The organism is Paenibacillus andongensis (genome assembly GCF_025369935.1).
Taxonomy (GTDB): Bacteria; Bacillota; Bacilli; order Paenibacillales; family NBRC-103111; genus Paenibacillus_E; species Paenibacillus_E andongensis.
Genome location: NZ_CP104467.1, coordinates 1112937 through 1127430 on the forward strand (window position 1 = coordinate 1112937; position 14494 = coordinate 1127430).

Here is a 14494-nt window from a genome sequence, read left to right on the forward strand (position 1 = left end):
AATGTAGTAATTAAGAAAAAAATTGTAAATAGTACTTCAAAACTTATTTGTAATTCAGGTTTTTCACTCGAAAACACCACTTCAAAACTTAATTTGTAAATCACATTTTATTAGAAAAGCCAGCAACCCTTGTGTTTGCTGGCTTTTTGCACTTCAAAACTTATTGGTCCCCCAACAGGGGGACCAATATCACCAACAACAAACTCTATAAATTGACCAGCAAATACGCGGATCATTTCATATTAATCAAATTTTTTTGATTAAATGATTGACTCCGAGTTTTAATAGTGGTAAATTTAGGGCAGTTAATTAAATCAAAAAAAATTGATTTATAAACCGGGAGGGATTACAATGAATATTAACTTATACTCGATGGAAAGCCAGATGCTTCAACGCAAAGCAGAAATCGAAAAAGCTGCCGGCATTGCATGGCGAGAGGGCAGTAGTGAAAGGAATCAGATTCAAATATTCAAAGCCATGATTTCTAAGCTGAAAACTGTAGCTAATACTCCAGCACATGTTCAAACTCAAGCAGCTTGCTGCAATTGCTGCTAACAACCTAAGAAGGTGAAAATAATGATTAAAGAAATACCAATCACACCAGCCAATGAGCCAAAAGTATCCTTAAAAGAATATGAATCCAAATTTAAAGCACTTGCTGATGAAAAGCGATTACAAATCATGTATGAGCTCACTCAGCGTGGGAATACCTGTGTATGCGATCTTACAGAGATCGTCGATATGCCCCAGTCCAAGCTTTCGTATCATTTGAAGATTCTGTTGGATGCGGGCATGATCACGAAAGAAACACGCGGCACCTGGAGCTACTACGAGATTAATCAAACAGAAGTTAGTCGGATCCTCTCCGAGCAGCTATGCTGCATTTTTAAGCCTGCCCGGAATGATGGCAGAGATTGTTGCTAAATTTTTTTTAATCAATAAATCAAAATTATTTGATTTAATTTAGAGGTGATCATGAAGAAGAAGTTGCTTGCTGAATTTATTGGTACCTACTTTTTGGTCTTTGCTGGCCCAGGCTCAATGGTTATTGACGACATCACCAAAAGCATTACGCACGTCGGGGTTGCCTTGACCTTTGGACTTGTCGTCATGGCTCTCATCTATACGTTTGGGCATATATCCGGTGCTCATTTTAATCCCGCGGTTACCATCGGTTTTATGGTGCGTGGCGAGATGACGGCAAGAAATAGCCTATATTATATCGTCATACAGTTTGCCGCAGCGACTGCTGCGAGTTACACGCTTTATTTGTTATTTGGGAATATCGCAAATCTAGGTGCCACACTCCCGTATTCAACAGAAGGACAATCGTTTGTTCTTGAATTTATTTTAACGTTTGTCCTTATGATGGTGATTTTAGGATCGGCCGTACACGGTAAAGCAATCAAAAGCTTCGCTGGTATAGCAATCGGAGGCACAGTTGGACTCATGGCGATGTTTGCAGGTCCGATAAGCGGAGCCTCCATGAATCCAGCACGGTCGTTGGGACCGGCTATCATTTCCGGCGTAACGCAACATTTATGGTTGTATTTAGTGGCAACTGTCCTTGGAGCTATAACTGCCTCACTGACATATAAACTATTACATGAATAAGGAGAATAGATGAAAATGGATAAGAAACTGGTGTATTTTCTTTGTACAGGAAACTCCTGCAGAAGCCAAATGGCAGACGGGTTTCTGAAAGCGTTGGGTAGTGACAAATATGAAGTTAAAAGTGCTGGATTGGAAGCACACGGACTTAACCCCCGAGCAGTACAGGTGATGAAAGAGGCTGGCGTTGATATTACAGATCACACATCAGATGTAATCGACCCTGAAATCCTTCAAGAAGCCGATTACATCATTACGCTTTGCGGTCACGCAAACGATAATTGCCCAGTCGTACGTAATGATAAAGCAGTGCGATGGCATTGGGGATTTGATGATCCTGCAAAAGCAGTAGGGACTGAATTAGAAATAATGGCTAAATTTCGTGAAGTTCGGGATTCCATTTCAAATCGCATAGAGCGGTTTGTGAAAGAGGGGGAATAAAAATGGTCAAAAGAATGCATGTGGCATTAAACTGTAGCAATCTCCAGAAATCCCTTGATTTTTACCAAGCTTTTTTTGGTACAGCACCGGCCAAGGTCAAAGACAATTATGCCAAGTTCGAGCTTGAAGACCCAGCGTTACACTTTTCATTAAACGTACGCACATTTGAGAAAAAGGGGGTTCTCAACCATTTGGGATTTCAGGTAAATGGCACCAAAGAAGTGTTGGCGATAGGAGAGAGGCTCCGCCAGTCAGGACTCCTTTTGATTGACGAAATGAATACAACTTGCTGCTATGCAGTTCAAGATAAAGTCTGGGTTTATGATCCTGACGGAAATGCATGGGAAATTTTTTATACGAAAGAGGACTCGGAATTTGAAAGCGCAGGAGAATCAAGTGATATGTCACTTTGCTGTGCTCCAGTTGATAGTGCTCCAGTTAAAACAACCTCAGCTGAAGAGTGCTGTACGCCGGTTACCGGACCGACTACAATTGAACTAGGTTCATTAAAGAAAAACAGTAGTGATACACGATCTTGTTGCTAAACATAAATTGCACGCAAATACGTCTGCCTGGGCAAACTAGGCAGACGTATTTTAATAAAAATAAACGCGTATATGGTGTCATTTTCGTACAAAAACCTCAAGCTGTCTTATTAGGCTCAGGATTAATTGTTCCCCAAAAACATCGACAAGCGACATTGGAACTTTTACAACGGGTTAAGGAACGTATAATATAGAGTATCAGCCTCAAGGCTACAATGTTGGTTATTGTATTAGATAATAGAACGAGTGCCTCAGTGGGTGTTTTATAATATAAAACATAGGAGGATGAAATGGCCTGGAGCAAATTGAAACAACATCTGGAGAGTTTTCTCAGTCCTGCGCTATATGGAAGGGTCGAATACCTTTCAACCAGCTACCGCTATTTACCGGATAAAACAGGACTTTGTTATATTGCAGTAGATAAAAAGAACGTACTCAATATGAGCGACACCTTAATCAGATGGTATCAGACGGAGTTGGAAATTAAGAATGATTCAGATATCCAGATTCCTATCAACAATGAAGAAATCGAAGCGCTTAGAAAAGATACCAAAGGGAGTGTTCCGGAGGATCGTTTAAAAGTAATAGCAAGAAGTAGAAAAATATCGGAATATGCAAAGGAGCTTTTGTCAGCACAGTCATCATTAAGTAAATCAAATTTTATCGTTATAGCTAACAAGTTTTTATCCATTTCTATAGAGGAAAGCATAGAGAGCAATGATATCTTATTGAATATTCTAGCTTTGGTTGACAGACGAGTTGGAAAAAAGCGAATTTTAAACATGACCGAGAAGATGAAGTTAAAGCATCCAAATTGTACAATATTTTTTTGAACTTCGACTTAGTACATTATGAAAATAAATAACTCATTCACCTCCAAACGGGAGGTTAAGTGTCAAATAAAGTCTTGAATTAACAAATTAAGTTTTGAAGTAAAGTAGGCGTTCACTCAATTTATTGGGTGAACGCTTATTACATTTTGTTTGTTCTGATTTACTACTTGCAGTCCTACAAACAATATTTTATTATGAAGAAATTGAATTAATGCTTTTGTGATTCGAATAATGTATATATTAATTCAAGAAGCGAAAGATATTTACAACTTCAAATAAATGATAGGAGGAAAGATATCATGCAAGCCTATTTATTTGTACACTTTAAGGAAAAGAGAACACCGGACGGAGAACAAGTTTACTTCGGAATAAGTAGGGATGGATTTCATTGGGAAGAAGTAAACGGCGGAAACCCTGTTTTATGGAGTTATTATGGCGATAAGGGCGTCAGAGATTTTACGATTACTAGAACCAAAGAAGGCAAATTTTTTATTTTAGCAACAGACTTAAGTTTATCCTATGGTATGTTGAATCAGTATCAGCATTCGTGGGATAAGATCTCTAGAAACGGAAGCAAGTGCCTGGTACTTTGGGAGTCTGACGATTTGATTCATTGGTCAGAACAGAGAATGATCAATCTGGGAAATGAAGACTTCGGCTGTTTATGGGCGCCGGATATTATTCACGATAAGAAAAATGATGATTACGTCATTCACTGGTCATCATCCCATAGCAGCAATAACTACGGAGAAAAGGGGATCTATTATTCCCGAACCAAAGATTTTGTGGATTTTTCAGAAGCTCAAGTTTTATACCGGAAAGAAGACAGTGGGGTCATTGATTCAGCGATGTATGAGGAGGAGGGGAAATATTATTTATTCTTAAAGAGTGAACGGAATCCGGCCAATATTATTCTTATGGAATCGGAGCATATAACGGGACCATTTGAGAAGATTGAAGAATTTGATCATAGCATGGAGTCACTGCAATCCGGACAATATGAGGCCCCGACAGCAGTGAAATTGGATGATGGCAGATGGTGCTTATTCCTCGATTTTTATGGCTGTTCTGCGGAAGAACAAGGGTATGTTCCATTCATAGCCGAGAAAATGTCAACAGGAAGATTCCTTCGTTCGGATAAATCGTTTACGTTCCCATATGGCTATAAACATGGTACCATTCTGACGATTACTATGGACGAATATGAAAGATTGAAATCTTATAAAAAAATGCCTTCTGAATATTAGGCTTTGATTATCCGAGAAAAGTCGGCGAGGATCTTCTCTAGCTAATGGCGGCGTTAATCGTGCAGTTTATAATAGCAAGGGGGTAGCCTTGGTAAACGGCTACCCCCTATTTTCATTGATGCCTCAATCCCTCTTCTCAATAGTAAGATGGCCGCCTTCCTCCACTGCTAGAAACAGCACGGGACGTTCGTTTGGCGCGTCGTTGGGTGCATGGATGGTTAGCATGAATTGACCGGAAAATGTCTGAAAGAGCATCCCATGTCCACCATCCTTCGTGAACAACGGCAGAGGATCATGTGTCCAAGGACCAGCGATTTGCCCAGATCGGGAACGTGCAATTCCCAACGCATAACCTAGATCGCCATGCGAAGACCAAAACATTAGCAATTCGCCGCTCGGAAGTCTATGCAAGAATGGTCCATCTGTTACATAATTTTCTCCTGAATCTCCAATTCCCGTGGTCCATGGAGCTTCCGACGCCCGAAAGAGCAAGACCGGGTCGCCAACCGTACCTGCCAAGTCTTCCTGCAGCCGAATTGCATACATTTCACCGTCTTCCACCTGCAGCCATTCACTTATTGTTTTATTAATTTGTAAGATGTACTTCAAAACATATTTGTCACCCAACAATTTATATTGGTTGAAAAATAAGTTTTGAAGTAACAAACAAAGTCTTGAAGTGACAAATTAAGTTTGAAGTTAAATAGGCGTGCACTTTAATGGGTGAACGCCTATTTAATTTCTTGTATGGAGGAAATACTTAACCGTCGTATGGAAGCAAGCAAAAAAGGAGCGCCTCGGTATGATGGGTTTGTCGACGGGGTTGTAACCCAATACCATCAAGGAGGTGCTCTTATTATGAAGTTCAAACAAACAGACGGACAAATCAACGTATTAAACGAATTACCACTTCTCATCTTGTTGTGGGTATCGACATTGCGAAGGAAACTCATGTCGCATAAGCGACTAATTTTTGCGGCATCGTACTTTCTCATCGTCTTCTCACATTCTCAAATACAATTGAAGGATTCGAAAAATTAGAGCGATGGATCGAAGGAATTAGGCAGAAACACCGATTAAAGGGACTCATACTTTTTTGATATGCGGTTTTAATAATAGAAGCGAAAGATTGGCTAAAGTCGTTATATGCATAGCGATATGTCGTCAAAACGGTAGCGAAGACGGTTAGAATCCTATATGATTTACGTTGGCATACTAAAGAATGAAGTCGGACTGCAGAGAAGATTCTCGGCGGTCCTTTTATTTCCAGAAGGGAGGGATACATGGGATGGGATTACGACTTCCACGTATATCTTGGAATTCCATTCGGTTCAAGCTGGTGGCCGGGCTGCTATTTGTTACGGTTCCTCTCATCACGCTGCTGATCTACAATAATTTCTACAGCATTCATGTCGTACACAATCAGGTGGCGTTGTCGATCAAAAATTTAATAACTTTGTATGAGGGGCAAATCGATACGCAACTGCAGGATGCGGATCGTAATTTGATCAGCTTGGTGACTTCCGATTATAGTGTCCGTTCCATGAATACTCCTAATTCAGAGGACGAATATCAGCTCGCCAAGCATAGCGTTTCAGATAAACTATCAAGTGATATAGTTCTTTACAAATCGGTCGATGCTTTTTATGTGTATTCACAGTCAAGACAGGATTTGTTGGACGTTTTCAAAGCATCCGTTACATTTCCGGAGAGGGATCAGGTTGAGCAATATTTACATCGTTTGCTGAGCGAACATCCTAACCTTGCGGAGATTCGTCGCAGTGGCTGGTTCGTTCAGAAAATCGGACAAGACTATTATATGCTGCGCGTGATTCAATCAGGTGATCTGTATATCGGGGCATGGGTCAACGCTAAGACTCTGCTTATCCCATTGAATCTAATTAATTTGGGCAGCGAAGGGAGCGCTCTTTTTGTAACTAATCAAGGGGAGTTGATGGTCAGCACCAATCCATTGCCTGATGAAAACATTGATTTCTCGAAAAACTTTCAGCAGTTTTATATGTCAGGAAGCAGGAATAACTTGCTAATTGTCGGGGAGCCCTCGCAAAAAGGCGACTTTAACTTGGTGGCGGTTATTCCGGACAGACAAATTTTACAAAATTTGCCTAGTTTGACGCGTGTCATAGAGATGATTTCACTTACCTCCATTGTACTTTTACCGATAAGTCTTTTTTTTCTCCGCCACATTCTGCTCCTGCCGCTTAAACGGATGATTGCAGTTATGAGAAGAATCAATGATGGAAACGTGAACGTTCGAATCGAGTCTTATCCGGCATCTGATGAGTTTCTATTGGTCAACCAAACCTTTAACAGAATGATGTCGCAAATCGAAGAATTGAAAATCAATGTATACGAAGAACAGCTTAGCAAGCACAAAACGGAGCTTCAGCATCTACAGTTGCAGATTAACCCGCATTTTTTCATGAATTCTTTGAACATCCTGTTTAATCTGGCTCAAGTGAAAAACTACGAATTGATTCAGGAAATGACGTTATGTCTTGTCCAGTATTTCAGATTCATGTTTCGAAGTAATTTGACGTTCGTCTCGTTGCGGGAAGAATTGCAGCATGTCCGTAACTATATCCGGATTCAGGAGCTCAGGTTCCCTAATAGCTTAACTTGTACGATTGATGCACCCGATTTTTTGGAAAATATTCCGATACCCCCGTTGGTGATTCAAACCTTTTTGGAAAATTCCATCAAGCATAGTGTTACGCTGGAGGAACCCGTGCATATTTCGGTTGCTATCGATTTGATGGAAAACGGATTGGAACCTTATATCGAAATCATCATTCGCGATACTGGGAAAGGATTTTCACAGGATGTATTAGCTGAGATTGGTTCCGGAAACCGCGTGGTCGACGAACAAGGCGAGCATATTGGTATTTGGAATGTTCGTAAGCGATTGCAACTGTTATATGGAGAGCATGCGGCCATATCCTGTTACAATGGTTTCCCTAGCGGCGCTGTTATAGAAATCAAGCTTCCATATCAATCGGAAAGATAGGAAAGGGGTTCCCTGGCATGCTTCAATTATTGATTGTAGACGATGAAATTCATGCTGTAGAAGGAATCCGGTCGGGAGTCGATTGGAAGAAGCTTGGCATAACCTCCGTATTCTCGGCTTTTACCGTAAAACAAGCCAAAGAGTTGTTCGAAAATGAACGAATAGATATTATGCTGTGTGATATCGAGATGCCACAAGCCACGGGACTAGAGCTAGCAGAATGGGTTAGGGAGCGATATTCGAGCACGGCGACGATATTCTTGACCTGTCATGCTGATTTCAAATATGCCCAACAAGCTCTCCAGTTAGGTAGTCTGGACTACATTCTCAAACCGATTCCTTTCGATGAGTTGGAAAAAACGATTCTCAAAGCGGTTGAGAAAATCAATAAAGATTCGGAATTAGTCGAATTTAGCCAATATGGCCAATTCTGGTTCCAACATCAACCCATGCTGATTGAGCGGTTCTGGCTGGATATCATCAACCAGACGATACCGCCTAGAGCGGAGTCGGTAAGTCGAGCCGCGGCGGATCGCAACATTCCTTATGCTGAACAAATGACATTTGCCCCGGTACTAATTAGCATGCAGAGATGGCACAAGCATGTGACGATGCGCGAAGAGAAGATTTTGGAATATGCGCTAACAAATACGGCTGAGGAAGTCATTCTGGGGAACAAAAAAAACGGACAAATTATACCGTTAAACAGAGGAAGATTGCTAGCTATCTTATCTGCCGAAAGTTATTCTGACATCGAGTTGTTGTTGAAACAATCTTGCGAACGTTATATTGACGCCTGCAGAAAGTATTTTTACTGCGATCTTTCCTGTTATATTGGTGAAAAAGTACACGGTCACGAAATGTTTGAGATGGTAAAACGACTTGGTGAAAATGAGAAAAACAACGTGGCCTATAACAATAAGATTTTCCTGCTTTCAGGGGATCAATTACAACCTGTTAGTAGACAGCTCCCCGACATGAGCACGTGGTCTATTATGCTGAAGGAGGGGGAGTTCGCTAAAGTATTGGAAGAAGCAACTTCTTTTTTGGATCTGTTGTTGCGGCAGAACGGCTTGGATGCAAACCTGCTCCGCCAATTTTACCAGGATTTTCAGCAAGCGATGTATTATATGCTCCAGACGAAAGGTATTCAAGCTCACCAATTGTTTAGCGATACCATCTCGCTGGAGTTTTCCGCAAACGCGACCCGCTCCGTTACCGATCTGATCGCATGGATGAACCACGTTGTAAGCAAAGCGATGGAGTATGTGAATACAGTCGAACAATCCTTCAGTGTTGTCCAAAGAGTTATTAGTTACATTAAGCAGCATATTGCAGAAGACTTGTCGAGGGAAGAAATTGCGAATCACGTGTTTTTGAATCCGGACTATTTGACCCGGATCTTTAAAAAGGAAACGGGCATGGCCGTATCGGATTATCTGTTTCACGAACGGCTCAAGCTTGCCCAGGAACTGCTCGCGAAAACCGATATGCCGGTCAGCGCCGTGGCATCGCATATCGGGTATGCGAATTTCTCCCATTTCTCCCGGATGTTCAAGAAGCATACCAACCTGAATCCGATTGAATACCGCCAACTGCACCAACCAGTTTAAGGTGAAAGGTAGTCGGCAAATGCACAGCGAAAAGTCGTGAGCGGAGCAGAGCCGAATCTGCAGCAAAAGTAAAATAAAGATATGCTTGCTGATGATTCCGAGTGTCGCAAACAGTTTCAGTAGGCAAACGCCAAATAGTAAATGGGGGAGTACTATGAAGAAGAGATTCATGTCGGCAAGCGCACTCATTATAGGGTCTATGCTTGTTCTATCCGCTTGCGGCAACAATAGCGGAGATACGGCGCCAGTAGCCGGGGATAAAACGGCAAAGCCAGAGGAAAAACCGACGGAACTGACTGTTGCTTTCCCGATTTTCGGTGCAGTGCCTAAGGAGTTGTCCTTGGTGCAGGATTCCATTAATCAAATCGCACAGAAAAAAATCAATGCAACTGTGAAGTTGACGCCGATCAGCATTGGGAACTGGGAGCAGCAAATTAATCTGATGCTGAGCAGCAGCGAAAAGCTAGATTTAATGTTTGTAGGAGGCAACAACTACAGCAGTTATGTTTCCAAGGGTCAAATTGTTGCGCTTAGCAAACTGCTCGAACAGCATGGCCAAGGAATAGCAAAAGCGATGGATCCGGCCTACTTGAATGCAGCCAAAATTTCTGGATCCATCTACGCCATTCCTACCATCCGCGACTTTGCCGCGTATAATGGTCTGACAATGCGGAAGGATTTGGTCGACAAGTTTCAAATCGATGTCAGTAAAATTCGTACGCTAGACGATGTGGAGGCCACATTGAAAACGATCAAGGAGAAAGAGCCAAATGTGACGCCGCTGATTCCAGGCAGTATCGGCAGAACGATGCTCGATTCGTACCGTACGTTTGACATGCTGGGGGATTCACTTGGTGTTCTTCCGAATTTTGATAATAATCTCAAAGTAGTCAATTTGTACGAAACGGAAGAATATGCTCAGTTTATTAAGAAGATGAGAAAATGGTATACATCTGGCTTGATTCTGAAAGACGCCTCAACGAATAAAACTTCTCAGTTTGATTTGATCAAGTCGAACCGCGGATTTGCCTATTTCTCCAATATGAAGCCGGGGTTTGAACAGCAAGAGACGAAGAGCAGCGGTGTGCCTATGGTCACGGCAAACTTGCTTCAGCCGGTTTCTACAACTACGAACGTCACAGGTGTCATGTGGGGGATACCAATTAACTCCAAAACACCGGAAAAAGCGATGGATTTCCTGAACCTTATGTATTCAGACAAAGATATCGTCAACCTCTTCGATTGGGGTGTGGAAGGGAAACATTATGTCAAATCGGACAATGTCATCGACTTTCCTCAAGGTGTTGATTCCAAAACTTCGGGCTACAACCTGAATATGGGGTATATGTTCGGCAATCAATTCCTTTCCTATGTATTCAAGGGTGACGATCCGAAAATTTGGGACAAAATGGACCAATTTAACAAATCGGCATTAAAATCAAAGGCGCTGGGCTTTACGTTCGATGCAAATGCGGTCAAGGCGGAATATGCCGCGGTGACCAACGTGGTTACGCAGTACAAGCTTCCGCTCGAGACGGGGAGTGTCGATCCGGAGAAAATCTTGCCGGAGTTTATCTCCAAGCTGAAATCCGCAGGAATAGATAAAATTATCGCAGAGAAGCAAAAGCAGCTCGACGAGTGGGCGAAAAGCAGTAAATAATCATTTCGGCTCCTATTCATTTGCCCCGGTCAACATCTCAGTTGGTCGGGGAATTTTTTGACTGGGATCCAGTCATCTCAATCGACACCGAAAGGGGTAAATATGATGCTAAATATCATGCCATTAAACGATCAATGGACATTCACGAAAAATAATAATCCCTCCTACGTACTTGAGCCCATACAAGACGGCCAGTCCGTCATACTGCCTCATTCCTGGAACGATATCGACGGTCAAGGCGATAGTGGTGAACAGTACTATCGGGGGCAATGCTGGTATCAGCGGATTTTGAACATTTCCCAAGAGAATTTGACAAAACGCATCTACCTGGAAATCGGCGCCGCCGGGAATATGGGTCATGTTTATGTCAATGGCAGCTTGGTCGGGGACAGCCGATGCGGATATGCCATGTTTAGGGTCCCTTTAACCCCCTACTTGAAAGAGGGAGAAAATCTTATCGCCATTATGGCTGATAACAGCTACGACAACACGGTGTTCCCTTTAATGGCTGACTTTACCTTCTATGGCGGCTTGTACAGAGAAGTGAAGCTTCTTATCATGGACGATATTCATTTTGACGTCATGGACAACGGGCGGGATGGTGTCTATTTAACGCAACGGAAAATCGCCCCAGAAACGTTTGAATTGGCCGTTCATGGTCAAATCGTGAATGAATCCTCTGTCTCCAAAGAGGGAGTCCTTAAGATACTGCTCAAGGATGAAGTAGGAAGAACAGTCATGGAGGCAAGCTCAGAACTTGTTTTTGAAAATGAAGCAAATTTCAGCATAAGAAGCGAAATTGCAAATCCGATTCTTTGGGACGGCGTAGATCAACCCTATCTGTATACGGTAGAGGTATCCGCCGTCATCGAGGGACAAGTCTGTGATTCGCGGCATGTCGCGATAGGATTTAGGACGGTTGAAGCAACGACGGAGCAAGGCTTGCTCTTGAATGGCAAACCAGTCAAGATTAACGGCGTATGCCGACATCAGGACTTCGCCGGTGTGGGCAATGCCATTACGAAAAAGCATATGGATGAAGATATGGCCTTGATCCGGGAAATCGGAGCGAACAGCCTTCGTCTTGCCCATTACCAGCATGATGACTATTTTTACAGCTTGTGCGACCGTCACGGTTTACTGGTATGGGCTGAAATTCCGTTTATCAGCATTCCTTCCACCAAAGATCCGGAAAACCGCAATGCGGAAGAACAGCTGGAAAAGCTTATTAAACAAGCGTATAATCACTCCTCTATCTATTGTTGGGGCGTACAAAACGAGATTACGATTGCCGTAGAAACGGAGCAAACGTATACAACCATTAAGAAACTGGAGACTTTGGCTAAACAATTAGACCCTAACCGCTTAACGGTTCAAGCCAATATTAACGGTGTTGAGAATGACAGTATAATAAATAGCTTTACTGACCTGATCGGATACAATTTATACTACGGCTGGTATTATGGTGAAATCAAAGATTTGCAAGATCGCCTCGATGAATTTCATCAAGTTCAACCTCAAATTCCGGTAATCATCTCCGAATACGGGGTGGATACGAATCCCAAGTACCATTCTTCTACGCCTGGGGTCCAAGATTATACAGAGGAGTACCAGCTGTTATTCCATCACAATGCTTTGGAAGCCTTCGATAAGCGATCGTTTGTATTGGGCGGTTATGTATGGAACATGTTTGATTTCGGCAGTGCAAACAGAAAAGAAGGCGGCGAAACCGGAAAGAACTTGAAGGGACTTGTTACACTTGACCGGAAAATCAAAAAGGACGCCTTTTATCTTTACAAAGCCTACTGGTCTAAGGCTCCTTTCGTTCATTTAGCCGGCCGTCGATTTGTGAATAGACACCAAAAACTCAATGATATCGTGATCTTGTCGAATGTGTCTCATGTCAAAGTTTATCTAAATCAGACTCATCTTACCGAAATAAACGGTGGCGAACCGATGAAAATCGTGAAGGATGTTTCGTTTATCGAAGGGGAGAATTGCGTAAGAGTTGAAGGTACAGACGAGCATGGCTTCATCCATACGGATGAGATTGTGCTTCGTTATGCAGCGGAAATAGATCAAAGTTATATCCACGTTAAACCGGAAAAAGCAAAAAATGTCGTCAACTGGTTCGAAAAGTTTGATCTGTCCAATGCTGAGCCTATCGAATTGAGAGACGGGTATTATTCTACATTTGACACGATCAAAGATCTTTATGCCAATGAAGAGGCGAAAGCGGTATATCTTAAATACTTCGGAGATATGACCAATAATCCGTTCTTTGAGGTAATGAGAGGGGTCATGTCTATTCAGAAAATGTCCCAACTGGTGCAATTCAACATTGTCCCGGAATTGCTCTCCGTCATCAATAAAGAACTGAATGCGATAAAAAAATGATTTGACCATTGTCCCTGTCAACATGGCCCGTTGACAGGGACAATTTTTATGAATCAAGGTGGAAGGATAGTCGGCAAAGTGCAAATCGGAAGTCGTAGGAACGGTAGTGGAGATATCCGGATTTCATTAAGATAAAAGGACTACAAGATACCATACACCGATAGAAAAGGAAGGGGAAATTACGGAATGATAAAACGTACGCAGGGCAGCTCGAAGAAAAGAATATGGAAATACAGTCCGCTCTATCTAATGATGCTTCCTGGAATCGCATACTTGATCATCAATAACTATTTACCGATGTTTGGTCTCACGATTGCTTTCAAGGACATCAATTTCACGAAAGGAATATGGGGGAGCGATTGGGTCGGTTTTCAAAATTTCAAGTTTCTGTTCCAAACGTCTGACGCTTATATCATAACCCGCAATACGATACTTTATAACGTGGCATTCATCTTGATCGGCCTTATCGTTGCGGTCGGTTTCGCCATTCTGCTGAACGAAATCAAGAGCAAGATTGCGTCCCGTCTATATCAAAGCATTATTATCCTACCATTCCTGATATCGATGGTATTGGTCAGCTACCTCGTATACTCCATGCTGAGCATGGAGAGTGGATTCATGAACAAGACGATTTTGCCGGCGTTGGGCCTAGAACCGATCTCATGGTATAACGAACCGAAATACTGGCCTATCATTATCACATTGGTCCATACCTGGAAGGGAGCCGGATACGCATGCATCATTTACTTGGCTGCCATTATTGGTATTGATCCGGAGTATTATGAGGCGGCGAAGCTGGACGGGGCGTCCAAGTGGCAGCAAATCCGTACGATCACGATACCGCTGATCACTCCCGTAATCATCATGCTGACACTCCTGGCGATCGGACGTATTTTCTACTCCGACTTCGGCCTATTTTATCAAGTTCCGATGAATGCAGGCGCTCTCTTCAGTACTACTAACGTCATCGATACGTACGTATTCCGCGGCCTTTTGCAGCTAGGCAACATTGGTATGTCGTCAGCGGCTGGCTTCTATCAATCGCTAGTCGGATTCGTGCTCGTTATCGTCTCCAACTATGTTGTTCGTAAAATCAACAAAGAAAACGCGTTGTTCTAA

General features: G+C 42.4%; 14 protein-coding genes and 1 pseudogene. 13 read left to right on the top strand and 2 right to left on the bottom strand.

The annotated features are described in order from the left end of the window. Positions 1-110: 110 nt before the first annotated feature. Positions 111-236: a hypothetical protein gene (locus NYR53_RS05160; RefSeq protein ID WP_261304203.1), complete on the bottom strand. Its 126-nt coding sequence runs from the start codon at positions 234-236 to the stop codon at positions 111-113. Between the two features lie 115 nt (positions 237-351). Here NYR53_RS05160 and NYR53_RS05165 point away from each other — a divergent pair, with 115 nt between their 5' ends. The 7 genes and pseudogenes from NYR53_RS05165 (at position 352) to NYR53_RS05195 (ending at position 4677) form a co-directional block, all read left to right on the top strand. Next, positions 352-555: a hypothetical protein gene (locus NYR53_RS05165; protein WP_261304204.1), complete on the top strand. Its 204-nt coding sequence runs from the start codon at positions 352-354 to the stop codon at positions 553-555. Positions 556-576: 21 nt separating this feature from the next. After that, on the top strand, positions 577-924 hold the full coding sequence (locus NYR53_RS05170; protein WP_261304205.1) for an ArsR/SmtB family transcription factor: 348 nt from the start codon (positions 577-579) through the stop codon (positions 922-924). Positions 925-975: 51 nt separating this feature from the next. Beyond that, positions 976-1614 carry an MIP/aquaporin family protein gene (locus NYR53_RS05175; protein WP_261304206.1) on the top strand — a complete coding sequence of 213 codons (639 nt, stop codon included), beginning with the start codon at positions 976-978 and terminating at the stop codon, positions 1612-1614. A 15-nt stretch (positions 1615-1629) separates the two neighbouring features. Beyond that, complete coding sequence (arsC, locus tag NYR53_RS05180) at positions 1630-2052, top strand: arsenate reductase (thioredoxin) (RefSeq protein WP_261304207.1); 423 nt, start codon at positions 1630-1632, stop codon at positions 2050-2052. Positions 2053-2054: 2 nt separating this feature from the next. Then, complete coding sequence (locus NYR53_RS05185; RefSeq protein WP_261304208.1) at positions 2055-2597, top strand: ArsI/CadI family heavy metal resistance metalloenzyme; 543 nt, start codon at positions 2055-2057, stop codon at positions 2595-2597. A 290-nt stretch (positions 2598-2887) separates the two neighbouring features. After that, positions 2888-3452 (top strand): annotated as a pseudogene (locus NYR53_RS05190) (SF0329 family protein). A 277-nt stretch (positions 3453-3729) separates the two neighbouring features. Next, the gene (locus NYR53_RS05195; protein WP_261304209.1) at positions 3730-4677 is read left to right on the top strand and encodes a glycoside hydrolase family 43 protein; all 948 of its coding nucleotides are present in this window, start codon (positions 3730-3732) and stop codon (positions 4675-4677) included. A 123-nt stretch (positions 4678-4800) separates the two neighbouring features. Here the strand turns inward: NYR53_RS05195 and NYR53_RS05200 are convergent, their stop codons facing one another. Then, entirely contained in the window at positions 4801-5286 is a 486-nt protein-coding gene (locus NYR53_RS05200) for a glycoside hydrolase family protein (RefSeq protein ID WP_261304210.1), read from the bottom strand. 138 nt (positions 5287-5424) lie between these two features. Between NYR53_RS05200 and NYR53_RS05205 the strand changes: the two genes are divergently transcribed. The 6 genes from NYR53_RS05205 (at position 5425) to NYR53_RS05230 (ending at position 14494) form a co-directional block, all read left to right on the top strand. Further along, positions 5425-5718: a hypothetical protein gene (locus NYR53_RS05205; protein ID WP_261304211.1), complete on the top strand. Its 294-nt coding sequence runs from the start codon at positions 5425-5427 to the stop codon at positions 5716-5718. 247 nt (positions 5719-5965) lie between these two features. Further along, entirely contained in the window at positions 5966-7705 is a 1740-nt protein-coding gene (locus NYR53_RS05210; RefSeq protein ID WP_261304212.1) for a sensor histidine kinase, read from the top strand. Between the two features lie 17 nt (positions 7706-7722). Further along, a complete protein-coding gene (locus NYR53_RS05215) occupies positions 7723-9318 on the top strand; it encodes a response regulator (protein ID WP_261304213.1) in 1596 nt (531 codons plus the stop codon). A gap of 154 nt (positions 9319-9472) precedes the next feature. After that, on the top strand, positions 9473-10978 hold the full coding sequence (locus NYR53_RS05220; RefSeq protein WP_261304214.1) for an ABC transporter substrate-binding protein: 1506 nt from the start codon (positions 9473-9475) through the stop codon (positions 10976-10978). Between the two features lie 117 nt (positions 10979-11095). Further along, a complete protein-coding gene (locus NYR53_RS05225) occupies positions 11096-13375 on the top strand; it encodes a glycoside hydrolase family 2 protein (protein WP_261304215.1) in 2280 nt (759 codons plus the stop codon). A 186-nt stretch (positions 13376-13561) separates the two neighbouring features. Then, the gene (locus NYR53_RS05230; RefSeq protein ID WP_261304216.1) at positions 13562-14494 is read left to right on the top strand and encodes an ABC transporter permease; all 933 of its coding nucleotides are present in this window, start codon (positions 13562-13564) and stop codon (positions 14492-14494) included.

Excerpts from the sequence above, each read along its gene's own strand:
- NYR53_RS05160 (WP_261304203.1), bottom strand. The coding sequence starts at position 236 with ATGATCCGCGTATTTGCTGGTCAATTTATAGAGTTTGTTGTTGGTGAT.
- NYR53_RS05165 (WP_261304204.1), top strand. The coding sequence starts at position 352 with ATGAATATTAACTTATACTCGATGGAAAGCCAGATGCTTCAACGCAAA.
- NYR53_RS05170 (WP_261304205.1), top strand. The coding sequence starts at position 577 with ATGATTAAAGAAATACCAATCACACCAGCCAATGAGCCAAAAGTATCC.
- NYR53_RS05175 (WP_261304206.1), top strand. The coding sequence starts at position 976 with ATGAAGAAGAAGTTGCTTGCTGAATTTATTGGTACCTACTTTTTGGTC.
- arsC (WP_261304207.1), top strand. The coding sequence starts at position 1,630 with ATGGATAAGAAACTGGTGTATTTTCTTTGTACAGGAAACTCCTGCAGA.
- NYR53_RS05185 (WP_261304208.1), top strand. The coding sequence starts at position 2,055 with ATGGTCAAAAGAATGCATGTGGCATTAAACTGTAGCAATCTCCAGAAA.
- NYR53_RS05195 (WP_261304209.1), top strand. The coding sequence starts at position 3,730 with ATGCAAGCCTATTTATTTGTACACTTTAAGGAAAAGAGAACACCGGAC.
- NYR53_RS05205 (WP_261304211.1), top strand. The coding sequence starts at position 5,425 with ATGGAGGAAATACTTAACCGTCGTATGGAAGCAAGCAAAAAAGGAGCG.
- NYR53_RS05210 (WP_261304212.1), top strand. The coding sequence starts at position 5,966 with ATGGGATTACGACTTCCACGTATATCTTGGAATTCCATTCGGTTCAAG.
- NYR53_RS05215 (WP_261304213.1), top strand. The coding sequence starts at position 7,723 with ATGCTTCAATTATTGATTGTAGACGATGAAATTCATGCTGTAGAAGGA.
- NYR53_RS05220 (WP_261304214.1), top strand. The coding sequence starts at position 9,473 with ATGAAGAAGAGATTCATGTCGGCAAGCGCACTCATTATAGGGTCTATG.
- NYR53_RS05225 (WP_261304215.1), top strand. The coding sequence starts at position 11,096 with ATGCCATTAAACGATCAATGGACATTCACGAAAAATAATAATCCCTCC.
- NYR53_RS05230 (WP_261304216.1), top strand. The coding sequence starts at position 13,562 with ATGATAAAACGTACGCAGGGCAGCTCGAAGAAAAGAATATGGAAATAC.